This window comes from Bradyrhizobium sp. LLZ17 (assembly GCF_041200145.1).
Classification (GTDB): Bacteria; Pseudomonadota; Alphaproteobacteria; order Rhizobiales; family Xanthobacteraceae; genus Bradyrhizobium.
The window spans coordinates 7,757,777-7,781,779 of sequence record NZ_CP165734.1; the positions used below are offsets into that span (position 1 = coordinate 7,757,777).

The following is a 24,003-nucleotide window of genomic DNA, read 5'->3' on the forward strand; positions in this document are numbered from 1 at the left end:
ATCCCAGGGAGCCCGCGCATGTCCGGATTGCCGCATTCGCCGCACGCGCTAGTCACCGGTGGCGGCCGGGGTATCGGCCGCGCGATTGCGGCGGCGCTTGTCGGGGCCGGCGCGACGGTTACGGTGCTTGGTCGGAATGCAGCTACCCTTGAAGAGGCGGTGAACGCAGGAGCTGCACATTTTGCAGTCGTCGCCGACGTCGCGGACGAGGCCGCGTTGAAAGCTGCCATCACCGAGGCGAGCGCGCGGCAGCCGCTGGATATCCTGATCGCGAATGCGGGCAGCGCGGAGTCGGCGCCGTTCGCAAAATCCGATAGCGCCCTTTTTGCGCGCATGATGGACGTCAATTTCATGGGCGTTGTCCACGCAATCCGCGCTGTGTTGCCCGGGATGAAGGACCGCCCTTATGGCCGCATCGTCGCAGTTGCGTCCACCGCCGGGCTAAAGGGCTATGCCTATGTCAGCGCGTACAGTGCCGCCAAACATGCCGTGGTCGGCCTGGTGCGTTCGCTGGCTCTCGAGATGGCCGGCAGCAACGTGACCGTGAATGCGGTGTGTCCGGGTTTTACCGACACCGATCTGGTCGCCGGCAGCATTGAAAACATCATCAAGAAGACCGGCCGCAGCCGCGAGCAGGCCATCGCCGAGCTCGCGAAGCACAATCCGCAGGGGCGGCTGATCACGCCTCAAGAGGTCGCTGATGCCGTGCTTTGGCTGTGCGGCGAGGGCGCCGGTGCGGTGACCGGACAGGCGATTGCGGTCGCCGGTGGTGAGATCTAGCGTGCGCGGCGCAGGCCCGGAACAAGACTGATAAGGAGATCGCATGAGCAGACCAGCCAATCCGGTGACCGTGCCGCTCGTGGATTATTCGCCGCAACACTTCCTGCTGGCCGTCGTCGACGGTGTTGCGACCGTGACGCTCAATCGTCCGGAGCGGAAGAATCCGCTGACCTTCGAGAGCTATCGGGAACTCACCGATTTGTTCCGCGCTTGCGCGTTCGACGACACGGTCAAGGTCGTGGTCGTGACCGGCGCCGGCGGCAATTTCTCGTCTGGCGGCGATGTGTTCGAGATCATCGGCCCGCTGGTGAAGATGGACACCAAGGGGCTCACTGCCTTCACCCGGATGACCGGTGACCTCGTCAAGGCGATGCGTGCCTGTCCGCAACCTATCGTCGCTGCGGTCGAGGGTATCTGCGCCGGCGCCGGCGCGATCATGGCCATGGCGTCGGATATGCGACTGGCGGCGAGCGGAACCAAAGTCGCGTTCCTGTTCAACAAGGTGGGGCTTGCCGGCTGCGACATGGGCGCCTGTGCAATCCTGCCGCGGATCATTGGGCAGTCCCGCGCCTCTGAACTGCTGTACACCGGCCGGTTCATGACGGCGGAGGAGGGCGAGCGCTGGGGCTTCTTCAGCCGCATCGTCACGCCGGAGCAGGTCCTGCCCCAGGCGCAGGTGTTGGCAAAGCAGATTGCGGAAGGTCCGACTTTTGCCAACACGATGACCAAGCGGATGCTGGCGATGGAATGGGCGATGTCGGTGGAAGAGGCGATCGAGGCGGAAGCCATCGCTCAAGCCCTGTGCATGACGACCGCCGATTTCGAGCGCGCCTTCGAGGCCTTCGCCAACAAGGTCAAGCCGGTCTTCCGGGGCGACTGAGGGGGCGCCCCGCAACGGGGGGCTTGCATCAAATTATTTTAGGCTTAAAATAGTTTCGTGACCGGGTGAATTGGCGAGGCTCCCATGAAAGTCGCGATCATCGGTGGCGGACCTGCGGGTCTTTACGCAGCGATCCTGCTCAAGAAGCAGCGGCCGGGCGCCGAGATCACCGCGTATGAGCGCAACCGCGCCGACGATACCTTCGGCTTCGGTGTGGTGTTTTCCGATGCCACGCTGGACAATTTCGAGAAGCACGATCTTCCGAGCTACCGCCGCATCACCCAGGAATTCGCCTACTGGGACGACATCGCCGTGCATTTCCGCGGCACGGTGCACCGGGTCGGCGGCAATGGTTTCTGCGGCTGCTCGCGGCAGAAGCTGCTCCTGATCCTCCAGGAGCGGGCTCGCGAGCTCGGCGTCAATCTGTTTTTCGAAGCGGATATCGAAGACGAGGCTCGATTCGCCAATGCCGATCTCATCCTGCTGGCAGACGGCATCAACAGCCGTTTCCGCGAGAAACACGTCGAGCATTTCGAGCCTGAGGTCGAGCTCCGCGCCAACAAGTTCGCCTGGATGGGCTCGACCAGGCCGCTCGATGCGTTCACTTTCATCTTCCAGGAGACCGAGTGGGGCCCGTTCATCGCCCACGCCTATCAATACCAGGCCGGCCATTCGACCTGGATTTTCGAAACCGACCCGCAGACGTTCGAGCGGGCCGGACTGACGGGGCTGAACGAGAGCCAGTCCGCTGCGCGGATGGCCGAGATCTTTGGCTGGTTCCTCGACGGTCACAAGCTTCTCACCAATCGTTCGATGTGGCGCAATTTCCCGATGATCCGCAGCAAGCGCTGGGTCAAGAACAACATGGTGCTGCTGGGCGACGCCAAGGCGACCGCTCATTTCTCGATCGGTTCCGGGACCAAGCTCGCGATGGAAGACGCAATTGCGCTGGCCGAGGCGCTGCAGAACGCGCCCAGCATCAAGGCGGCGCTGGAGGTCTACGAACAGGGCCGCCGCGAGGAGGTCGAGAAGACGCAGCATGCTGCGGACGTGTCGCTGGTCTGGTTCGAGCACGTCGACCGCTTCTGGGATTTCGATCCCGTGCAGTTCGCCTTCGGCGTGATGACGCGTTCGAAGGCGATCACCTATGACAATCTGAAGCTCCGTGCACCGGATTTTGTCGCCGAGGTCGAGAAATCGTTCGCAAAGCAGGTTCGCGCCAACGGTTTTGACGTCGATACCCGCAGGCCGATGGTGCCGCTATTCCAGCCGTTCCGGCTGCGCGAGATGGAGATCGCCAACCGCGCGGTGGTGTCGCCGATGTGCATGTACTCGGCGAGGGAAGGCGTGCCGACCGATTTCCACCTGGTGCATTACGGCTCGCGCGCCATCGGGGGCGCCGGCCTGGTCTTCACGGAGATGACCTGCATCGGCCCTGACGCCCGGATCACGCACGGCTGCGCAGGGCTGTGGAACGACGAGCAGGAGACATCCTGGCGTCGCATCGTGGATTTCATCCATGCCAACTCGGCCGCAAAGATCTGCCTGCAGCTGGGGCACGCCGGCCGCAAGGGCGCGACCAAGCTGATGTGGGACGGCATCGACCGGCCGCTCGATGAAGGCGGCTGGGAGGTGGTCTCGGCGTCGCCGTTGCCCTATTTCCCCGACAGCCGGGTGCCGCGCGAACTCGATCGCGCCGCCATGAATGCGGTGAGAGACGCCTTCATCGCGGCGGCCGAACGCGGCGAGCGCTGCGGCTTCGACATGCTCGAATTGCACTGCGCCCACGGCTATCTGCTCGCAAGCTTCATCTCGCCGCTCACGAATACGCGCACCGACGAATATGGCGGTTCGCTCGCCAACCGCTTGCGCTTCCCGCTCGAGGTTTTCGAGGCGCTGCGGGCGGTGTGGCCTTCGCACAAGCCGATGTCGGTGCGGATTTCCGCAACCGACTGGGCGGAGGGCGGCATCGACGGCGACGATGCCGTGGCCATCGCGCGTGCCTTCGCCGAGGCCGGCGTCGATCTCGTCGACGTCTCGACCGGACAGACGGTGCGCGATGCGGAGCCGATCTACGGGCGCATGTTCCAGACGCCGTTCTCCGACCAGGTCCGCAACGAAGCGCGCGTGGCGACCATGTGCGTCGGCAACATCACGACTGCGGACCAGGCCAATACCATCCTGGCCGCAGGGCGGGCTGACCTGGTCGCCCTCGGCCGTCCGCATCTTGTCGACCCCTTCTTCACTATGAAGGCTGCGGCCTGGTACGGGGCGGATGCGACTTTCTGCCCGCCGCAATATTTGCCCGGGAAAGAGCAGATTTTCCGCAACAGCGTGCGCGACCGGCAGGATCTCGAGGAGCTGAGAATTAAGGCTAAGCCCAAGACCCGGGCCGAGCTCAAGGCGGAGGCGACAAAGCCGCTTGCGGCCGAGTAACCGGCCGTGCGACGTTAACCTCATTGCCTGGTGTGGTATCGAGTGGAGTTAGGGCGATGAAGGCAATTATCGTCGGTGGCGGTATCGGTGGTCTCACCACGGCGTTGATGCTGCGGTCGCGTGGCATCGGTTGTGAAATCTTCGAGCAGGCCGACACCATCCGCGAACTCGGCGTCGGCATCAACACGCTGCCGCATGCCATGCGCGAGCTCGCAGGCCTCGGTCTGCTGCAGAAGCTCGACGACGTCGCGATCCGCACCGACCAGCTCTATTACCTCAACCGCCACGGCCAGGAAGTCTGGCGCGAAGCCCGCGGCATCGACGCCGGCCACGATGTCCCGCAATTCTCGATCCACCGCGGCAGGCTTCAGGGCGTGATTCATCATGCCGTCGAGGAGCGGCTCGGGCAGGACGCAATCCACACGGGTTGCCGTCTCGGCGCCTTCACGCAGGACGAGGGCGGCGTCACTGCCTATTTCTTCGATCGTACCGGCGCGCACATCCATACGGCGCGCGGCGATATCCTGATCGGTGCCGACGGCATCCATTCGCGGGTGCGCGAGACGCTATTCCCGAACGAGGGGCCGCCGTGCTGGAACGGCTTGATGCTGTGGCGCGGTGCACGCGACTGGCCGGTGTTCCTCACCGGAAAATCGATGATCGTGGCCGGCGGCCTCAATGCCAAGGTGGTGGTCTATCCGATCGCCGAGGGATCGAGCCCGGCGAGCCGGCTGACCAATTGGGCGGTGCTGGTGAAGGTCGGCGAGGGCAATGCGCCACCGCCGCGGAAGGAAGATTGGTCGCGGCCGGGCCGGCGCGAGGAGTTGATGCCGCATGTGGCGCGCTTCTCCGTGCCTTACATCGACGTGAGAAGCCTGATCTCCGCGACGCCGGAATTCTACGAATATCCGACCTGCGACCGCGATCCCTTGCCCTATTGGTCGTCCGGACGGGTCACGCTGCTCGGCGACGCCGCGCATCCGATGTATCCGGTCGGCTCCAATGGCGCATCGCAGGCGATCCTCGATGCGCGCTGCCTTGCCGATGCGCTGCTGCGCGCCGAGCATCCGCGCCAGGCGCTGGTCGAATACGAGAAGAAGCGGCTGCCGATGACGGCGGACATCGTCCGCTCCAACCGGCGCGGCGGCCCCGAGGGCGTCATCGACGCCGTCGAGCAGCTTGCGCCGGACGGCTTCGACAATGTCGATAACGTGCTGAGTTATTCCCAGCGCGAGGCCATCGTGCGCGGCTATGCCAGCAAAGCCGGCTTCGCCGCAGTGCCGGGCCTCGCGGCCGTGCGCGGTTGATGTGAGCTGCTAGCCGGCGCCGGGCGGCGGCGGCAGGAAGTGGATGTTGAACTCGGCGGCCATCGCCACCACGTCCTCCGGCTTCTGTTCCTTCATATTGTGAAGGCCCCAGAACAGGTCGAACAGTTTGCGGGTCGGCGAGACCCAGAACAGCACCTTTGCGGTCTGGTCCGACTTGTTGAAGATGCCATGCGGCACGCCCATGCCGAGACGTATCAAGTCACCAGGGGTCGCCTGCGACTCCGAATTGCCGAGCATGAAGTCGAGCTTGCCTTCGAGCATGTAGAGATACTCATCCTGGTCGGGATGGATATGCGGCGGCACGAAAGTGCCCGGCGGCAATGTCGCGTGCCAGGAGAAGCTGTGCTCGGTGTTGCTCTTCGGCACATAGGTCTGGCCCAGGATGTTCCAGGATATCCCCTGGATTCCTTCATTGGCCCGCGTGATGCCGGTGATTTCGCTCTTCATTGCAGTCCTCCCGTAACTCGATAGGCGATTTCAGTTCGCCGCCTTGCAGTCCTTGGCATAGCGGTCGCCATAGTTCTCGAAAACCTTCTGGACGATCTCGGTCTGGAACTTGCCGTCCGGACGCTTGGCGACCTTGGTGAGATAGAAGTCCTGGATCGGATAGCCGTTGGTGTTGAACTTGAAAGCGCCGCGCAGCGAGGTGAAGTCGGCCTTTTTCAGCGCGGCGGCGACGGCGTCCTTGTTGGAGAGGTCACCCTTCAGAGACTTGACAGCGCTGTCGATCAGCATGGCGGCGTCATAGGCCTGGAAAGCATAAGTGCCGGGCACGCCATTGTAGGCCGCCTCATAGGCGGCGACGAACTTCTTGTTCTGCGGATTGTCGAGATTGGGCGCCCAATTGGCGCCGCCGAACATGCCGACCGCTGCGTCCTGCTGCGCCGGCAAGGTCGATTCATCGACGGTGAAAGCCGAGAGCACCGGAATGCTGTCGGCGAGGCCGGCCTGCCGATACTGCTTCACGAGGTTGACGCCGAGCCCGCCCGGCATGAAGGTGAAGAGCGCATCCGGCTTCTGCGACGCGATCTTGGAAAGCTCCGGCTGGAAGTCCAGCGTGTTCAGCGGCATGTAGGATTCCTCGACGATCTCGCCCTTGTAGTCGAGCTTGAACCCGGCGACCGAGTCCTTGCCGGCCTGATAGTTCGGCACCATCAGGTACATGCGCTTGTAGCCGCGATCCTGCGCCACCTTGCCAAGGATCTCGTGGACCTGGTCGTTCTGATACGAGGTCACATAGAAGAACGGGCTGCAGTCCTTGCCGGCATAGGTCGAGGGGCCCGCATTGGGGCTGATGAGAAAGGTCTTCGATTCCGTGACGGGCCGGTGAATGGCCTGGAGGACGTTGGAGAAGATCGGGCCGACCACGAAGTCGACCTTGTCACGCTCCAGAAGGCCCTTGACCTTGGTCACCGCCGCATCCGGCTTCAGCTCGTCGTCGACCACGACGACCTCGACATCGCGGCCGCCCATCCGGCCGCCGAGATCCTTCACGGCAAGCGCAAAGCCGTCGCGGACCTGTTGGCCAAGCGCGGCGGCGGGCCCGGACAGGGTCACGATCACACCCAGCTTGATCTTCTCCTGGGCGAGGGCAGGGTTCACCGCGATGCCGAGCAGCAAGGCGGCTGCGGCCAAGGTCGATTGCGTCTTCATGATCTGTCCCCCGTGACTATCGGGCCCGCGTTGCAGGCCGCATACTCTGATCCAAGCTTATGCCGATGATGCCCGGCGCGGCAAGCAAAGGCCGTGCGGCATCGCGCCAGCGCAGGGCGACGATCATGCAAGCGCCGCGCCAATTGCTTGAAGCTTAAAGAAATTGGCGTGCAGCCCGATTGTTGCAGCTTTAGGCTTGCAGCCCGCGCGGATTTACTTGAAGCTCAAAATGTTGGGAAATCCGTGCCGGCACCAACGCCGGCCGCCGATGACTGCATCAAGATGCTCGATTCCGAGACCAAGGCCGTCGAAACGCCCGAGGACCATGCCGAAGAGCTTCGGCTGTGGCTGCGCCTGTTGACCTGTACGACCTTGATCGAAGGAGAAGTCCGCGGCCGGCTGCGGCAACGCTTCGACGTCACATTGCCCCGTTTCGATCTGATGGCGCAGCTCGACAAGGCGCCTGATGGCATGACGCTGTCGGACGTCTCCAAGCGCATGATGGTGTCCAATGGCAACGTCACGGGCCTGGTCGAACGCCTGGTGGAATCCGGCCATCTCGATCGACGTACCTCGGAGACAGACCGCCGGGTCCAGGTGATCCGCCTCACAAAGCTCGGCCGCGCCGAGTTTCGTCGGATGGCGGCGGAGCACGAGACCTGGATCGCCGATCTCTTCGCCGACCTCACGCCGAAGGATGTGCGCGAACTGATGCGGCTCCTCGCCAAGACCAAGGCCTCCGCGCAGAAATCGGCCGCGCGCCGCCGGTCCTGAGTCCGCGGGCGGGGCGGCCCGCCAGTCCTCTTTGCCACAGGAAAAAGCACCGGATCTCCAAAATCGGCTATTGCGCAAAATTGCTTTAAGCCTAAAATGTTTCCCAGTGAGTGCTGCCGGGTGCTTTCCATGCGCAAAGGAGCGTGCGATGGCCAACGCCGCCAAGATTCAAGTCCCGGGCTCGTATGACGGCAACGCTGCGAGCGCCCATGTCGATGGTTTTGCGCGGCAGCATCTGCCGCCGCCGGAACTTTGGCCGGAATTCATCTTCACGCGACCGGAGCTGAACTATCCGCCCCGATTGAACTGCGTCAGCTATTTCCTCGATCGCTGGGTCGAGCAGGGCCACGGCGATGCGCCTTGCGTCATCAGCCCCGCCGTCAGCTACACCTATCGCGAGCTGCAAGCGCTGGTGAACCGCATTGCCAACGTGCTGGTCGGCAAGCTCGGGCTCGTGACCGGCGGGCGCGTGATGCTGCGCTCCGCGAATAGCCCGATGATGGTTGCGACCTATCTCGCGGTGATCAAGGCCGGTGGCATTTGCGTGGCGACGATGCCGTTGCTGCGCGCCAAGGAGCTGTCCTACCCGATCCAGAAAGCTGAGATCACGCATGCGCTCTGCGACGGAAAACTCTCCGACGAGATGGAGAAGGCCAAAGCCGCCGCGCCCGGTCTCAAACATGTTGTGTACTGGGGCAACGGTGCGGCCAATTCGCTCGAGGCGATGGTCGCCGATGCCAGTCCCGAGTTCGCCGCGGTCGATACCGCATCCGACGATATCTGCCTGATCGCCTTCACGTCCGGCACGACGGGCGAACCCAAGGGCACCATGCATTTCCACCGCGACATGCTGGCGGTATGCGACGGTTACGCACGCAACATTCTTCGGGCCGAGCAGACCGATCGCTTCGTCGGCTCGGCGCCGCTCGCCTTCACCTTCGGTTTCGGCGGCGTTCTCTTTCCCATGCATATCGGCGCCTCCTTCGTCGTTCTGGAGAAGACCACGCCCGACGACATCCTGATGGCGATCGAGCAGTACAAGACCACGGTCTGCTTCACGGCGCCAACGGCATACCGCGCCATGATCGGCAAGCTTCCGGGCCGCGACATTTCCTCGCTCCGGAAGTGTGTCTCCGCGGGTGAGACGTTGCCCAAGCCGACATTCGATGCCTGGCTCAAGGCGACCGGCATCAAGCTGATGGACGGCATCGGATCCACCGAGATGTTGCATATCTTCATCAGTGCGACCGAAGACGAGATCCGTCCCGGTGCGACCGGCAAACCCGTGCCCGGCTATGAGGCCAAGATCGTCGATGATTCAGGCAACGATGTGCCGCCGGGCACGCTCGGGCGGCTGGCGGTGCGCGGGCCGACCGGCTGCCGCTATCTCGCCGACGAGCGGCAGCGCAAATACGTGCAGAACGGCTGGAACATCACTGGCGACACCTATCTGATGGATAGTGACGGTTATTTCTGGTACCAGTCCCGCTCCGACGACATGATCGTGTCCGCCGGCTACAACATCGCTGGTACGGATGTCGAGGCTGCGCTGCTCACGCACCCGGCGGTCGCCGAGTGCGGTGTTGTCGGAGCACCGGACGAAGCGCGCGGAATGATCGTGAAGGCCTATGTCGTCGCCGCGCCTGGCATCACGCCGGACGCGGCGCTCGCGGCCGAGTTGCAGGAGCATGTCAAGCGCGAGATCGCTCCTTACAAATATCCGCGTGCGATCGAGTTTGTGACGCAGTTGCCGAAGACCGAGACCGGCAAGTTGAAGCGCTTTGCCTTGCGGCAGCTGGCGCAGGCCGCAGTGACGTCATCTGGTGTCGCGGCAGACTGAGAAGAGGATAGACCATTGTCCGTGACGACGCCAAAAGGCCCGCAGCTTGCGGTGCTGTCCACCGAGGACGACACCCGGTCAGTGGTGCAGGTGCTTCAGCCTTCGGGCTGGCCGATGCCGAAGGGCTATGCCAACGGCATGGCTGCCGAGGGACGAATCGTCGTCACCGGCGGCGTGATCGGTTGGGATGCCGAGGAGCGTCTCGCCGAAGGCTTCGTTGCGCAGGTGCACCAGACGCTGAGCAACATTGCGGCAATTCTGGCCGAAGCCGGTGCACGACCCGAGCATCTCGTGCGCCTGACCTGGTATGTCGTCGATATGGACGAATACCTGGCGAATTTGAAGGAGCTCGGCAAGATCTACCGCACCATCTTCGGCACGCATTATCCGGCGATGGCGCTTCTTCAGGTCGTCCGCCTGGTCGAGAAGGCGGCGCGCGTCGAGATCGAGGCCACCGCCGTTATTCCCCGCTGAACAGGGTCCGGCTTCAGCTCGCCTTGGCGAGATCGTCGTCCTCCGGCGAATTCAGATAGACGCCGGACATGGTGTCGACCCAGCACAAATGGTCGTGCACCTTCTTGACGCCCTCGACGTTTTCCGCGGCGACAATTGCGGCCTGCCGCGCCCGTTCCTCGGTGATGACGCCGCTGAGGTGAACGATGCCGTCGCGGACGATCACGTTCAGTCCGAACGGACACCAATCGTGCTTCTCCATGGCATCGAGGACCCGGGCTCGAATGTGATCATCGTCGGCCGTCGGATCCGGCACCTCGCGGGCGAGACCGGCGACCGCCTGTAGCAAATTGGCCCGCGAGACGATGCCGACGACCCGGTCGCCGCGCACCACGGGCAGGCGCTTCACATTGTGTCGCTCCATCAGATCGACGATCTCCGCCAGCGCCGTATCCTCGGTGATGGTCACGGGCGAGGCGGTCATCACCTCCGAGACCTTGCGGCCATGCTCGTGGACGAAGTCGCTGGCCGATTTGCCGGAGCCAAGAATAAACCGCAGCCAGCGCCCTCGCTTGCGTCCGGTACCGATTTCGCTGCGACGGATGAAGTCGCCTTCCGAGACGACGCCGATCAGCTTGCCGGCACCGTCGACCACGGTGAGGCCGCTGACGTGCCGCTTCAGCATGATGTTCGCCGCCTCGACAATGCTGGTCTCGGCAGTGACCGAGATGACCGAGCGGGTCATGATCTGGTGGGCGCGCATGGAGAACTCCGCTGCTTGTGATGGACATCCAGGCTGAAGCTTAGTCTCGACGACGCTGATCGATTTGAGGCAGGTCAATCGCGCCAAGGCTTTGGCGGAGGGCGGACGATTTGATGCAGCTCAACGTTTTCGGACCAACTGGCTGTACCATGATGAACAAGCACCCTCATGGGTGGTCAGGAGGTTGACCGTGAGTGAGTTCGCCCAATTGCACGAGCCTGCAGCGGAACCATTGCCCTCTGATCCGATCGCCGGACTGGCGGGTGCAAACCGACGTGCCCTGGATACCGCGCTTGGTACGCAGGGACTCGTGTTCGAGGAAATCGTGTTCGCAGCCAATGAACTGCTGGACCGAACCCAAACGGAAACGCATTTGCTGGCGGAGTTCGTATCGAAACTGGCCGGCTCCCATTCCATGAGAGACTGGGCGCCATGTACAGGGAATGCAGCCAGCATCAGCTCGACTTTATACGTCGCGATTGCGATCGTTATTTTCGGCACGGAGAGCGAGTGCTGGCAGCGACTTTCAGCCTGTTGAACGGTCGCCCGCGGCTGGCCGGCGCTGTCATGGACGTGAGATCGGAAGCGAACAAGAACATTCAGCCATGACTCTCACGCAGACCTCGGGCCTTCGCCTGGCTGAAGAGCAGCTGACGGCCGAGCCGCCCATTGATTTGGTAACGCGCTGCGCCTTACCGGCTCCAAGCGTCGAGCAGTCATCCAATCTCCCTGCTGTCGACGCGCAGCCCGTCACCGAGCCATACCCGCTCGACCGCGCATTCCACGCGATGCTGGCGCGATTCACCGGTGGGATTTCGCCGGTAGCGCTGTCGCTCGCCTACCTCGATTGGAGTTCGCATCTTGCCGCCTCGCCGCAGCGGCAGCTGGAGAGGGCACGCGATGTCGTTCGTGACACTGACCGGTTTATCGACGCCGCGGCGCGTGCCGCCTCGCCGGCCCAAAATCCCTGGTCGGTGATCAAGCCGCAAGCACAGGACCGCCGTTTCGCGGCGCCATTGTGGGAAAGCCCTCCTTTCAATCTCTATGCGCAGTCGTTTCTGCTTGGAGAGCGGTGGTGGCACGATGCCGCGACCGGCGTGCATGGCGTCTCCCCCGCGAACGAGGCGATCGTCGAGTTTTCGGGCCGACAGGTGCTCGACATGCTGGCGCCATCGAACTTCGCTGCCAGCAATCCAGAGGTGCTTCAGAAGGCGTTCCGGAGCGGAGGTGAGAATTTCGTATTCGGCTGGCAGAACTGGTACAGCGACTTGATACGAATGCTTTCTGCAGGAAAGACGGCAGGCGACGAGCAGTTCGTCGTCGGCAAGACCGTCGCTGCTTCGCCCGGCAAGGTGGTCTATCGGAACGACCTGATCGAGCTGATCCAGTATCATCCGACCACCGAAAAGGTGCGGCCCGAGCCGATACTGATCGTGCCGGCCTGGATCATGAAATACTACATCCTCGACCTGTCGCCGCAGAATTCGCTGGTCAAATATCTGACCGGCGAGGGTTTTACGGTGTTTGCGATCTCCTGGCGCAATCCGAATGCGAGCGATCGCGATGTGACCTTCGATGACTACCGCAAATTGGGCGTCAGCGCTGCGTTGGATGCGATTGCCTGCATCCTGCCGCGCCGGAAGGTTCATGCGCTCGGCTACTGTCTTGGAGGTACCTTGCTGTCGATCGCGGCTGCCGCGATGGCGCGCGACGGCGACAACCGGCTGAAGACGATCACATTGCTTGCTGCGCAGACGGACTTCACCGAGGCAGGTGAGCTGACGCTCTTCATCAACGAGAGTCAGGTCGCCTTTCTGGAAGACATGATGTGGGAGCGGGGATATCTCGACACGACGCAGATGGCCGGCGCTTTTCAGCTCCTGCGATCCAATGATTTGATCTGGTCCCGACTGTCGCACGATTACCTGATGGGAGAGCGGGCGCCGCCCAGCGACTTGATGGCCTGGAACGCCGACGCCACGCGCCTGCCTTATCGCATGCACTCCGAATATTTGCGCAAGTTGTTCCTCAGCAATGACCTGGCCGAAGGCCGCTACCACGTCGACGGAAAAAGCGTATCGCTCGCCGACATTCACGCGCCGATGTTCGTCGTCGGCACGCTCAGGGACCATGTAGCGCCGTGGCGATCGGTCTACAAGATTCACTATCAGGTCGACGCCGATGTGACCTTCCTGTTGACGAGCGGAGGGCACAACGCCGGCGTCGTGGCGCCTCCTGGCGAGCCTGGGCATAGCTACCAGGTCATGACCAAGGCGGCGGATGCGTCCCATGTCGACCGGGACGAGTGGCTGAAGCTGGCGCCGCATGCAAAGGGATCGTGGTGGCAGGAATGGTCTAAATGGCTGACCGCCCGCTCCGGTGTACTTGGCGACCCGCCTCGGATGGGATTCGGGAACGTCGACGGTCTGCCCGACGCGCCGGGCGACTACGTCCACACCTAGTCCTCGGTCGCTGGATCGGGCGCGAGGTCCGAGGAGCGAAAAGGCTTGGCCTTGTCGAGCTTCCGATAGGCGTTCGCGGCGGTTTCTAGCAGCTTCTTTTCGCGCTTTAGGTCGAGGAAGCGAATGCCCGCCTCCATACCGCCGCCGTTCAATGACGCAGCCAAGGCCTGCCCGCGCGCATCGTCATTCAGCTGTCCGAGTGATCGCTGCGCCTTGCGCAATTGCTTGAGGATCGACTTTTGTTTCGTCAGCGACTTGTCGGCGAAGAGGTCCTGCAGCGAGTCGATTGAATAGGTCAGACGCTTGTTGAGAATCCGCAGCTTGTGCCGTTTCTCGACGTCGAACTTGCGTAGCTTCCGTGCCTTTTTGAGCAGCGTCTTTTCCCATTCCGTCAGTTGCGCGCTCGCGTGATCGGCGAGCGAGCGGCGGCGCAGCCTGATGACCTCCTTGCTGCGTCCGGTCGACCATTGGCCACTCTCGATCCAGGCCGAAGTCTCCTCGACCAAGCGCCGGTATCGCGCAGATTGCAGCGCGCGCGCCAGCAGGCGGTGGCTTTCGGCGCGTTTCTCGTCCCAGTGCTGGAGCTCGGCAATCACGGCGAGCTCGTTGCCGCTCTCGGCCACCACGCGTTCGATCGCGACGTCGAGGTCCCGCACCATGCCGAGCTGGCCATTCAGCCACTTCAGCTCGACCCAGACTTTTGGCCGCAGCGCATCGTCAACCATGGGAGAGAAGAAGCGGATGGTGGTGCGTAGATGTGTCAGCGCGATCCGGATCCGATGCAGCGCATCGGGGTCGCCGCGGCAGGTACCGTCGTGCTGGGCAAGCACAGCGTCGAGATGACGACGGGCGATGATCCGGAAGGCGGTATCGCAGGCCATGCCAGGGCTGAGGCGGGCGGGCAGCGCATTGCGCCTCGCCGCAGGCTTGGTGCGAGCGGTCGCGCTCGAACTCGTGGTGGGTCGCGCCATCCTACTCCCGCGCCGATCAGAATGCCTTATTTGCCCTCAGCGATTGCGTCCCGGCAGCTCTGGAGCGTCTGCTCGCGTGTCCCGGAGGCATCGATGGTCGCCCAACCGACATGGCCGATATTATAGTGCTCTTGCAGCGCGGCAACCTCTTGTGTGGCGTCGGATGCATCGGCTTGTCGGCTTCCGATCCGGGTCTGCCGGGTTGCGAGGTCCGCGACCAGGAAGAGGCCGGTGAAAGGCACGTTGCACGCTCGCGCCAGTGCGGCAAATGCGTCTCGTTCGAAGTCGCGGGCGAATACACCGTCGACGATGGCCGAATGGCCCTGGGCCAGCACATGTCGGGCCTGTTGGGCGGCCATGTCGTAGACCCGCTCCGCGAGCTCCGGCGTATATGCGGATGGCGGCAACCGCTCCGTCTCGCTGACCCCGAACATCTGCTTGCGAATCAGGTCGCTGCGGAGCACGACCGCTCCGGGTTGGGGCGCCACGCCCGGCGCGAGTGCGCGGGCCAAAACCGACTTGCCGGTGCCTGACAGTCCGCCGACGGCAATCAAGCGGGGCGCGGGCGGATGGATCAGAGCCTGGGCCAGGTTAAAGTAGCGACGCGCGTCCTCGTGCATCTCGTGCTCGCCGGAGTGCGGTGGCTTCAGCCGTGCCAGCGCCACCTGGGCGCGGATCGCCGCGCGCATCGACATGAACAGCGGCAGGGCGCTGAGCGCGTCGAGATTTTCGGGCGGGGTCGCGGCAAGATAGCGGTTCAGGACCACGTTGGCGGCCAGCGGCTGATCGTGGCGCAGCAGGTCCATCAGCGTGAAAGCGAGGTCGTACAGCACGTCGATGGTCGCTATCCGCGGATCGAACTCGATGGCGTCGAACAGCACGGGTTTGCGGTCGATCAACACGATATTCGCAAGATGCAGGTCGCCGTGACAGCGGCGCACGAAGCCGTGGTGGCCACGCTGATCAAGCAACGCGCGAACGCGCAAGAATGCCTGCTGTGAATCCTTGGCAAGCTGCTCGAGCTCCGCGGTCTGGAAATATCCGCCGTTCCGCAGGCCATTGCTATTGCCGTCGATCAGCGCGGGAATGGAAGACGTCCATCCCTGACCGTCGACGCATGCCGCCGCCGCATGTGAAGCGGCGATCGCATCGGCGATCGCCGAGGCGAGGTCCACATCAAACAACCGAGCCTTCGCCAGATGATCAAGCGTCCGGCTTTCGTCGAAGCGTGACATGTCGACAGCATATTCGATCGGCCGGCCGTCGCCGTCGACCTTCACCGATCCGTCCGGCTCTTCCGTGATCGCCACGACGCGATGATAGATCTGTGGCGCCAGCGGCCGGTTGATCCTGATCTCCTCCTCGCAGGCCGCTTTGCGCCTGTCGAGTGTCGAATAGTCGAGAAAGGGAAAGCGGACGGCGCGCTTGATCTTCAGTGCGCGCTTGCCGTCGAGGAAGACCGAAGCGGCGTGCGTGTCGATCCGCTTCACGCCGGCATGCGCGGTCAGCGCCGCGAAGATCCGTTCCTGGGTCGCAGAATTGTCAGTCATCCCTGCCGGCCTGTGCAGATGGGTCGGCGAGCGGTGCGGCCGCAAACCATAGCAGTCCTTGGAAAGTAATCCTTAGAGCGGGATCACGACCAGTCCTTGACTTCCGTCAAGGCCTGTCGTCCGTTCACTGGACGGAGTTCCCCCACTTGACGAGGATCAAGCGTCCCGACCAAAGGCGGCCTATTTTGGCCGGCAAGGAGAATCCCGATGCCCATCAAGGACGTCTTTCTGCCGCTGGTTGGCCAGCCGCGCGGACCTGCGCTCGCTGCGATTGAGAAGTGCGTTGCTGTTGCCGCCGACCTCGGTGCCAGGATCACCGCGCTTGCCCTTGAGGATGATGTCTTCGTCCGGCCGAAAGTGGTGTTCCCTGACGACCCGGATCCGGCCGAGCGCGATGCCATGCGCGGGGTGGGCGACATGCAGCATCTCCTGAAGGCGTTCATCGATGCGGCCTCCCGCACAGGCGTTCGCGCCCAAAGCCGGTCGGGCAGGGTGCCGGCAGACCAGATAGCGTCGACCCTGGCCGAACATGCGCATTTCAGCGACCTCACGCTGGTCCCCGTGAAGCCGCACGACAGTCGAACGGAAGACCTGGTTGAGACATTCCTGTTCGATCCGGCCGGCCGCTGCTGCTTTGTCCGGAGCAGCATGTGGAGGTGCTGCGGCCGGAGTTCGAGAACGTCATGATCGCCTGGGACCACTCCGCCCGCGCTGCGCGTGCGGTCGGTGATGCCCTGCCCATCCTCCAGGCCGCAGCGACGGTGCGCGTGATCACGGTGGCGGACGACAATGCCGATCCGATCGCGCAATCCGGCAACAGTCTGGTCGATCATCTCAGGGAACACGGGGTCTACGCGTCCTTCGAAACCGTGAACGGTAGCGGCAGCTCGATCGGCAAAGTGCTCGGCAGCTGGGCGCAGTCCCATGCCATCGATACCATCGTCATGGGCGCCTACCACCATTCGCGTCTGAACGAAATCGTCTGGGGCGGCGTTACCAAGACCGTCATCGGTCAGCCACCGTGCTGGGTTATGATCTCGCACTAGGTGCGTTGCCTCCCACCCGAGCCAGGTTCCAGCTATCGGACCCGTCGCCCGATCGGACGATTGCATTCATGTCGACTTACCGTTTGAAGAATTTGTTGTCGCCCCGGTCGGTTGCCCTCGTCGGCGCGAGCCCCCGTCAGGCCTCCGTTGGACGCGCCGTTCTTGAAAACATCCGCAAGGCGGAATTCAAGGGGCCGGTCGGCTTGGTGAATTCACGCCACGCCCAGATCGGCGGCCATGCTGCCGTGAGCCGCCTGGACCAACTGCCATTCGTCCCAGAGCTCGTCGTGATCACTGCGCCGGCGGCCGAGGTTCCCGCCATTATCGACCAGGCCGGCTGCCTCGGTGCGGCGGGCGCCTTGATCGTTTCCGCCGGTCTCGGCCACGGAGCTGGATCCCTGCACGATGCCGCAATCAGTGTCGCGCGAAAATACGGCATGCGGCTGATCGGCCCCAATTGTCTGGGCATCATGATGCCCGGCGTCAGCCTCAACGCAAGCTTCGCCGCGCACATGCCGGAGGCTGGAAACCTCGCGTTGATCTCGCAATCGGGTGCGATCGCGGCCGGCATGGTGGATTGGGCCGCACAGCGCGGCGTCGGCTTCTCCGGCATCGTCTCGATTGGCGATCAGATCGACGTCGATATTGCCGACCTGCTCGATTATTTCGCGATGGATCAGAAGACCCGCGCGATCCTGCTTTATATCGAGGCCGTCAAGGATGCGCGCAAGTTCATGTCGGCTGCCCGCGCGGCGGCGCGCGTGAAGCCGGTGGTCGTGGTGAAGTCCGGCCGCATGGCGCAGGGTGCGCGGGCGGCCGCCACGCATACGGGCGCTCTCGCGGGTGCTGACGCCGTTTATGACGCGGCGTTCCGCCGCGCCGGTGTGCTCAGGGTGTCCGATCTGCGCGAGCTGTTCGACTGCGCGGAGACGCTCGGACGGGTCAGATCTCCGGCCGGAAAGCGGCTTGCCATCCTCACCAATGGCGGCGGCATCGGCGTCCTCGCGGTCGACCGGCTGGTCGAGCTTGGCGGCATTCCCGCATCCCTCTCGGCCGACGCGCGCAACAATCTCGACGCCGTGCTGCCGCCGACCTGGTCGGGCGCAAATCCCGTCGATATTGTCGGTGATGCCGATGCGTCTCGCTATGCGGCGGCGCTCGAGGTGCTGCTCGCGGATCCCGACAATGACGCGGTTTTGGTCCTCAATGTGCAGACCGCGATCGCCTCCGCTGCCGACATCGCAACGACGGTGACCGAACGCGTCAGAAAATATCGCGAGAAGCATCGCAGCTGGGCGAAGCCTGTGCTTGCCGCCTGGGTCGGGGCCGGTCCGAATATCATCGAAGCGCTGTCTGGCGGCGGTATTCCGAATTACCCGACCGAAGACGACGCGGTGCGCGGCTTCATGCACCTCGTCAGGCATCGCGAGGTCGTGGAGGAGCTCAGCCAGGTTCCTCCGGCGATGCCCGAGAATTTCGTGCCCGACGTCCAGGCAGCCAGGCAGATCGTAACCGCGGCGGTCGCTGACGGTCGCAAATGGCTCGAACCTGTCGAGATCAAGCGCCTGCTCGAGGCCTATGACATCGCGATGGTCCCGACCTATGCGGCGGCAGATATCGAGCAGGCGGTGGCCTACGCGAACGAGATATTTGCGCGAGGCGGCACTGTCGTCTTGAAGATCATGTCGCGCGACATCGTGCACAAGTCCGATGTCGGTGGTGTCGTTCTCAATCTCACCACGCCGGAGGCGGTGCGTGCGGCCGCGAGCGACATTCTGGCGCGGGCGAGCAAGCTACGGCCCGAGGCCCGCATCTCCGGCGTCATCGTGCAGGCGATGGTGGTCAAGGCGAAGGCACGCGAGCTGATCCTGGGACTTGCCGACGACCCGACCTTCGGCACCGTCGTCGTGTTCGGTCGCGGCGGAACGGCGGTGGAGATCATCAACGACAAGGCGCTGGCGCTGCCGCCGCTTGATCTGCAGCTGGCCCGTGACCTGATCGACCGTACCCGCGTCTCGCGGTTGTTGCGCGCCTATCGGGACGTTCCGGCGGTCAAGCAGGATGCCGTCGCCTTGGTGCTGGTCAAGCTGGCGCAGATGGCGGCCGATATTCCGGCAATCCGCGAATTCGACATCAATCCGTTGCTGGCGGATGAGACTGGCGTAACGGCGGTCGATGCTCGCGTCGCCGTAGGGCCGCCGCAGCGGAAATTCGCGGGCTCAGGGCCCGCCAATTTCGCCGTCCGCGCCTATCCGTCGCAGTGGGAGCGCCGCCTCGCGCTCAAGGACGGCTGGCGCATCTTCGTGCGGCCGTTGCGCCCCGAAGATGAGCCGATCATCCACGAGTTCCTGCGCCACGTGACGCCTCACGACCTTCGCCTGCGGTTCTTCGCGCCGATGAAGGAGTTTACCCATGAATTCATCGCACGCCTGACCCAGCTCGACTATGCGCGCGCGATGGCCTTCATCGCGTTCGACGAGGCCAGTGGTGAGATGGTCGGCGTTGTCCGGATTCATTCGGACTCGGTCTACGAGAGCGGCGAATACGCCATTCTGCTGCGGTCCGACCTCAAGGGCAGGGGACTCGGATGGGCGCTGATGCAGCTGAACATCGACTACGCAAGATCTGAAGGGCTGAAGACCATCTCGGGCGATGTGCTCAGGGAGAACACCACGATGCTGGAGATGTGCCGGCAACTCGGCTTCGAGGTGAAGCCGGATCCGGCCGAGCCCGATATCTGCGACGTCCGGCTGAAGCTCTGAACGCGTCGATTACGCTTCCGCGGCTGGTTGTTTCGCGCCTTTCCGCATGGTCTTGATGATGATCGCGATCAGGGGCACCAGCACTGGCACGATCGTGCTCAGCGGATGATGAACCGCACCGCTCACCTGGTCCTGGAGCGCCCGGGCCTCCAGTTGCAGGGCTTCGATCGATGTGCCGTGAATTTCAGTGGCGAGCTCGATGTCGTGGCCGGACGGCGGACGCCCGGCGACGACGAAGACGATCGCCGCAATGACGAAATTGATTGCGCCGAGCGCGGCCGCCGCGGCAATCGCGCTCCAGATCTGGACCAGCGCGAAATAGGCCGAGAACTCCAGCATCAGCAGCCCGAATGCAGCGATCAGCGCCGCGAAGGCGCGCAGTCCCAGTCCGACCAGCAGGCGGCGCAGCCTGATGTCCGCGATGATCCTGTCCGTGCGCCACAGGGCGCGCAGATGTTTGACGACATTGTCCGTGTTCACCTAGTGTCTCCTCAGCATGAATCCGACCACCACGCCGAGCGCGAAGGCAGAGACGAGCGCCGCGACCGGCCGCTCTGCGACAAGCTCTTGGAGCCGCTCCTGCTCCTCGTCGACGGTCTCACCGAGTTCAGCCAGCGCGGCCTTGATTTGATCCGAGAGCGCTTCGGCGCGGTCCTTTGATGATTCGAATATCTCTTCGCCGGCCACGCCAAGCAGACGTGTGACGTCGACCTTCAGTGCTTTCAGCTCGTCGCTCGTTCTGCGGCTATCGAACATTGACGGTCTCCATCGAACGGCGAAAGCCTATGCGAGCGAGCTCGACAGCGTTTGATTTGCGTCAAAGCGAGGCTCCTGCGGTCGGCATTTGAGGCAAGTCAATCGAGCGGCCTCATGCAGAGCTAGAACACGGGATATCAGGGACCGGTTTTCCCAAGAGGATATCAGCGTGAATTCGGAACCCCTGCTGCTGGCAACACCGTCTGGCGATGTGCTGGAATTGCGTCCCCAGGGGTCGTGGATCGCAGCCAACGTGTCGACGCTCGAAACGCTGTCCCGATCGGTCGGGGTCGATGTCGAGCGATCAAGGGCCGTGACCCTGGACATGTCGGGCGTCAGCGCGCTCGACACGCTCGGCGCGTGGATGCTGGAGAAACTGTCGCGCAAGGCTGCATCATCGGGAAAATCGGCGGGGATCGTCGGCGTAGCCGATCATTTCAGCGGCCTGATGGACGAAGTGCGCCAGGTCAACCGCCATACGCCGGCTCCAGTCGCCGCGCCCAACCCGGTTCTCCTCAGGCTGAACGATCTCGGCAAGGCGACCGTCGGCGCCCGCGAGGACATCACGATCTTTCTTCAAATGCTCGGCGCATTGTTCATGGCCGTGATCGGCGTGGTGCGGCCACCGCGCACGCTGCGGCTGACGTCGCTGGTCTATCAGCTGAACCGGATCGGGTGGCAGGCGATTCCCATCGTCATGCTGATCACGTTTCTGATCGGCGCGATCATTGCCCAGCAGGGGTTCTTTCATTTCCGCAGGTTCGGCGCGGAGTCCTATACCGTCGATATGGTCGGCATCCTCGTGCTGCGTGAGCTGGGTGTGCTGATCGTCGCCATCATGGTCGCCGGCCGTTCGGGAAGCGCCTACACCGCCGAGCTTGGCTCCATGAAGATGCGGGAGGAAATCGATGCGCTCTCGACCATGGGGCTCGATCCCGTCGAAGTCCTGATCCTGCCGCGCGTCGCGGCCCTGGTCATCGCGCTGCCGATCCTTGCCTTCATCGGCTCGATTGCCGCGCTCTATGGTGGCGGCCTGGTCGCGCAATTCTATGGCGACATGGGACCGGCGATCTACATCGCGCGACTGCACGAGGCGGTCTCGGTCACCCATTTCGAGGTGGGGATCCTGAAGGCGCCGTTCATGGCGCTGGTGATCGGGATCGTCGCCTGCAGCGAGGGATTGCGGGTCAAGGGCAGTGCCGAATCGCTCGGCAAGCAGACGACCACATCGGTGGTGAAGTCGATCTTCCTGGTGATCGTGCTCGATGGCCTGTTCGCGATCTTCTTTGCCTCGATCGGAATGTGACGATGCCCGAAGCGCAGGAGGAAATCGCGATCCGTGTCCGCGACCTCGTGGTCGGCTTCGGCCGCCAGACCGTGCTCGATCATCTGTCGCTTGATGTCCGCAGGGGCGAAATCCTCGGACTCGTGGGCGCGTCCGGCGGCGGCAAGTCGGTGTTGATGCGCACCATCATCGGCCTTATCCCGCGCCGGAGCGGGACCATCGAAGTCATGGGAGAGCCGATCGGCGGCCGCACGAAAGGCGCGGCCACCACGTGGGGCATCCTGTTCCAGCAGGGCGCATTGTTCTCGTCGCTGACGGTCCGGCAGAACCTGCAGTTTCCACTGCGCGAAAATCTGCTGCTGTCGAAGGAATTGATGGACGAGATCGCGATCGCCAAGCTCGAGATGGTCGGGCTGCGGGCGCAGGACGGCGACAAATATCCCTCAGAGCTATCCGGCGGGATGACCAAGCGCGTGGCGCTGGCGCGCGCGCTCGCGCTCGATCCGCCGATTCTGTTTCTGGACGAGCCGACCTCCGGACTTGATCCGATCGCAGCCGGCGATTTCGACGCGCTGATCAGGACGCTGCAAAAGACGCTGGGACTGACCGTGTTCATGGTCACCCATGATCTCGCGAGCCTCACCACCGTCTGCGACCGCGTCGCTGCCCTTGCCGACGGCAAGATCGTGGCGATCGGCCCGATGCGGGAACTGCTGCAATCCGAGCATCCCTGGGTGCACGCCTACTTCCACGGCAAGCGCTCGCAGATGCTGCAACCCCAGATGAGATGAGACATGGAAACCCGCGCTCCCTATGTGCTGATCGGCACCTTCGTGCTGGCCGCGATCGTCGCGGTGTTCGGCTTCGTCTACTGGCTCAACAATACGGGCGGCATCGGGCCGCGCACGAATTACCACGTTCAATTCCAGGGGCCGGTGCCGGGCCTGCTGGTCGGCGCCGGCGTGCTGTTCAACGGCATCCGCGTCGGTGAGGTGACCCAACTTGGGCTCGCACCGGACAATCCGCGCTTCGTCAACGCGACCATCTCCGTTGCTTCGGTGACGCCGGTGCGTGCCGACACCAAGGTCGGCCTTGATTTCCAGGGGCTGACTGGCGTGCCCGTGGTGACGTTGGAGGGCGGCCTGATCGCCGCCAAATCCGGTGAGACCTTGACCTTGATCGCCGAGGCCGGCGCAGGCCAGAGCATGACGCAGGCGGCGCGCGATGCCTTGCGGCGCGTCGATTCGGTGCTTGAGGACAATTCCGGTCCGCTGAAGGACACGATCTCCAATTTCAGGACCTTCTCCGACGGCCTGGCGCGGAATACCGGCAAACTCGACGGCATTCTGGCCGGCCTCGAAAAGATGACCGGTGGCGGGGCCCCCGCGCAGAAAATCACCTACGACCTGCGCGCGCCGCAAAATCCCGGAGCGGCCGGCAAGACCCTGGCGGGGTCGCTGGCCATTCCCGAGCCGACCGCGGTCGCGATGCTCCAGACGCAACGGATGCTGTTCTCGCCAGTCGGGGACAATCCCGGCTTTGCGGAATTCCTGTGGGCCGACAGCATTCCAAAGCTGGTTCAGGCGCGGCTGATCGACAGTTTCGAGAATTATGACATCGCCCATGCCCCGCTGCGCACGACCGACCTCGGGCAAGCGGATTATCAGCTCCTGATCGATATCAGGCGCTTCCGCATTGCCAAAGAGGGTGAGGCGCGGGTCGAGATCGGACTGTCGGCGAGGATCGTCAACAAGAACGGCAAGGTGATCGCCTCGCGCCTGATCGAGAGCAGCGAGAAGATCGACAAGATGGAGCCGGCCGCGGCAGTCGCAGCCTTCGATATGGCCTTCGCGCAGATCGCGAAGGAGCTGATCGGCTGGACCGTGCAGGCGGTGTGACGCCTTCTATTCCAGCGTCTTCAGGTAGGACAACAGGTCGTGGATCTGGTCCGGATTGAGCTCGAACGCCGGCATGTCGGCATGGCCGGTGTAGATGCCTTCGGCCAGCGCCTCCCCGAGGGCCTCGATCGGATAGCGCCGGTGCAGGGTGCGCAGTGGGGGTGCGAGCTTGAGCGGACTTGCGGAAACGCGGTCGATCGCATGGCAGCGGGCGCAATTGGTCCGCGCGAAGGCCTTGCCGCGTTGTTCGGCGGTCGGGGCGGCGAACGCGGGCGTGATCAGAAGCAGTCCAATCAGGCCGTGACGAAGCGCGCTTTTCGGCATGGAAGGACACCCCATAAAGCTGTGGAGGCAGAATAAGGTGGG

Annotated in this window: 21 protein-coding genes and 1 pseudogene; 14 read left to right on the plus strand and 8 right to left on the minus strand. The window is 63.5% G+C overall.

Translation table 11 applies throughout. From position 1 onward, the window contains the following. Positions 1 to 18 precede the first annotated feature (18 nt). The 4 genes from AB8Z38_RS36915 to AB8Z38_RS36930 all read left to right on the plus strand — a co-directional run bounded on the left by AB8Z38_RS36915 (position 19) and on the right by AB8Z38_RS36930 (position 5,403). Complete coding sequence (locus tag AB8Z38_RS36915; protein ID WP_369722442.1) at positions 19 to 780, plus strand: SDR family NAD(P)-dependent oxidoreductase; 762 nt, start codon at positions 19 to 21, stop codon at positions 778 to 780. 43 nt (positions 781 to 823) lie between these two features. Next, a complete protein-coding gene (locus tag AB8Z38_RS36920; protein WP_369722443.1) occupies positions 824 to 1,660 on the plus strand; it encodes an enoyl-CoA hydratase family protein in 837 nt (278 codons plus the stop codon). Between the two features lie 84 nt (positions 1,661 to 1,744). Continuing rightward, entirely contained in the window at positions 1,745 to 4,096 is a 2,352-nt protein-coding gene (locus tag AB8Z38_RS36925; protein WP_369722444.1) for a bifunctional salicylyl-CoA 5-hydroxylase/oxidoreductase, read from the plus strand. Between the two features lie 56 nt (positions 4,097 to 4,152). Beyond that, positions 4,153 to 5,403 (plus strand): flavin-dependent oxidoreductase, encoded by a 1,251-nt coding sequence (locus AB8Z38_RS36930; RefSeq protein ID WP_369722445.1) that lies wholly within the window; start codon positions 4,153 to 4,155, stop codon positions 5,401 to 5,403. 9 nt (positions 5,404 to 5,412) lie between these two features. Here the strand turns inward: AB8Z38_RS36930 and AB8Z38_RS36935 are convergent, their stop codons facing one another. Further along, positions 5,413 to 5,871, minus strand: a complete 459-nt coding sequence (locus AB8Z38_RS36935) for a cupin domain-containing protein (RefSeq protein ID WP_369722446.1) — start codon at positions 5,869 to 5,871, stop codon at positions 5,413 to 5,415. 30 nt (positions 5,872 to 5,901) lie between these two features. Further along, complete coding sequence (locus tag AB8Z38_RS36940; protein WP_369722447.1) at positions 5,902 to 7,077, minus strand: ABC transporter substrate-binding protein; 1,176 nt, start codon at positions 7,075 to 7,077, stop codon at positions 5,902 to 5,904. 282 nt (positions 7,078 to 7,359) lie between these two features. On the opposite strand from AB8Z38_RS36940, the gene AB8Z38_RS36945 reads away from it, so the two are divergent. From AB8Z38_RS36945 to AB8Z38_RS36955, 3 genes are all read left to right on the plus strand, one after another. After that, complete coding sequence (locus AB8Z38_RS36945; RefSeq protein ID WP_143846033.1) at positions 7,360 to 7,851, plus strand: MarR family winged helix-turn-helix transcriptional regulator; 492 nt, start codon at positions 7,360 to 7,362, stop codon at positions 7,849 to 7,851. A gap of 148 nt (positions 7,852 to 7,999) precedes the next feature. Then, entirely contained in the window at positions 8,000 to 9,691 is a 1,692-nt protein-coding gene (locus AB8Z38_RS36950) for a benzoate-CoA ligase family protein (RefSeq protein WP_369722448.1), read from the plus strand. Positions 9,692 to 9,712: 21 nt separating this feature from the next. Further along, the gene (locus tag AB8Z38_RS36955) at positions 9,713 to 10,165 is read left to right on the plus strand and encodes a RidA family protein (RefSeq protein WP_369722449.1); all 453 of its coding nucleotides are present in this window, start codon (positions 9,713 to 9,715) and stop codon (positions 10,163 to 10,165) included. Between the two features lie 13 nt (positions 10,166 to 10,178). On the opposite strand, the gene AB8Z38_RS36960 is transcribed toward AB8Z38_RS36955, so the two are convergent. Beyond that, on the minus strand, positions 10,179 to 10,907 hold the full coding sequence (locus tag AB8Z38_RS36960) for a CBS domain-containing protein (protein ID WP_369722450.1): 729 nt from the start codon (positions 10,905 to 10,907) through the stop codon (positions 10,179 to 10,181). 190 nt (positions 10,908 to 11,097) lie between these two features. On the opposite strand from AB8Z38_RS36960, the gene AB8Z38_RS36965 reads away from it, so the two are divergent. Both AB8Z38_RS36965 and AB8Z38_RS36970 read left to right on the plus strand, forming a co-directional pair. After that, the gene (locus AB8Z38_RS36965; protein WP_369722451.1) at positions 11,098 to 11,445 is read left to right on the plus strand and encodes a hypothetical protein; all 348 of its coding nucleotides are present in this window, start codon (positions 11,098 to 11,100) and stop codon (positions 11,443 to 11,445) included. 67 nt (positions 11,446 to 11,512) lie between these two features. Further along, on the plus strand, positions 11,513 to 13,369 hold the full coding sequence (locus AB8Z38_RS36970) for a PHA/PHB synthase family protein (RefSeq protein WP_369722452.1): 1,857 nt from the start codon (positions 11,513 to 11,515) through the stop codon (positions 13,367 to 13,369). On the opposite strand, the gene AB8Z38_RS36975 is transcribed toward AB8Z38_RS36970, so the two are convergent. Continuing rightward, positions 13,366 to 14,340 (minus strand): CHAD domain-containing protein, encoded by a 975-nt coding sequence (locus AB8Z38_RS36975; protein ID WP_369722454.1) that lies wholly within the window; start codon positions 14,338 to 14,340, stop codon positions 13,366 to 13,368. The two genes, AB8Z38_RS36970 and AB8Z38_RS36975, sit on opposite strands and share 4 nt — an antisense overlap. Before the next feature lie 26 nt (positions 14,341 to 14,366). Continuing rightward, a complete protein-coding gene (locus AB8Z38_RS36980; protein WP_369722456.1) occupies positions 14,367 to 15,890 on the minus strand; it encodes an AAA family ATPase in 1,524 nt (507 codons plus the stop codon). A gap of 207 nt (positions 15,891 to 16,097) precedes the next feature. Here AB8Z38_RS36980 and AB8Z38_RS36985 point away from each other — a divergent pair. Together AB8Z38_RS36985 and AB8Z38_RS36990 are read left to right on the plus strand one after the other, a co-directional pair. Further along, positions 16,098 to 16,936: pseudogene (locus AB8Z38_RS36985) on the plus strand (universal stress protein). Between the two features lie 68 nt (positions 16,937 to 17,004). Next, the gene (locus tag AB8Z38_RS36990; RefSeq protein ID WP_369722458.1) at positions 17,005 to 19,698 is read left to right on the plus strand and encodes a GNAT family N-acetyltransferase; all 2,694 of its coding nucleotides are present in this window, start codon (positions 17,005 to 17,007) and stop codon (positions 19,696 to 19,698) included. A 9-nt stretch (positions 19,699 to 19,707) separates the two neighbouring features. On the opposite strand, the gene AB8Z38_RS36995 is transcribed toward AB8Z38_RS36990, so the two are convergent. Further along, positions 19,708 to 20,178 (minus strand): phage holin family protein, encoded by a 471-nt coding sequence (locus AB8Z38_RS36995; protein WP_369722459.1) that lies wholly within the window; start codon positions 20,176 to 20,178, stop codon positions 19,708 to 19,710. Further along, complete coding sequence (locus AB8Z38_RS37000) at positions 20,179 to 20,454, minus strand: hypothetical protein (protein ID WP_369722460.1); 276 nt, start codon at positions 20,452 to 20,454, stop codon at positions 20,179 to 20,181. Between the two features lie 169 nt (positions 20,455 to 20,623). Here AB8Z38_RS37000 and AB8Z38_RS37005 point away from each other — a divergent pair, with 169 nt between their 5' ends. Genes AB8Z38_RS37005 through AB8Z38_RS37015 form a run of 3 tightly spaced genes read left to right on the plus strand, consistent with a single transcriptional unit; the run spans position 20,624 to position 23,637 of the window. After that, positions 20,624 to 21,760, plus strand: coding sequence for an ABC transporter permease (locus AB8Z38_RS37005; protein WP_369722462.1), 1,137 nt, complete (start codon positions 20,624 to 20,626; stop codon positions 21,758 to 21,760). Positions 21,761 to 21,762: 2 nt separating this feature from the next. Continuing rightward, on the plus strand, positions 21,763 to 22,530 hold the full coding sequence (locus AB8Z38_RS37010) for an ABC transporter ATP-binding protein (RefSeq protein WP_369722463.1): 768 nt from the start codon (positions 21,763 to 21,765) through the stop codon (positions 22,528 to 22,530). Positions 22,531 to 22,533: 3 nt separating this feature from the next. Beyond that, positions 22,534 to 23,637: an ABC-type transport auxiliary lipoprotein family protein gene (locus AB8Z38_RS37015; protein WP_369722464.1), complete on the plus strand. Its 1,104-nt coding sequence runs from the start codon at positions 22,534 to 22,536 to the stop codon at positions 23,635 to 23,637. Between the two features lie 6 nt (positions 23,638 to 23,643). On the opposite strand, the gene AB8Z38_RS37020 is transcribed toward AB8Z38_RS37015, so the two are convergent. After that, positions 23,644 to 23,961 (minus strand): cytochrome c, encoded by a 318-nt coding sequence (locus AB8Z38_RS37020; RefSeq protein WP_369722465.1) that lies wholly within the window; start codon positions 23,959 to 23,961, stop codon positions 23,644 to 23,646. Positions 23,962 to 24,003 lie beyond the last annotated feature (42 nt).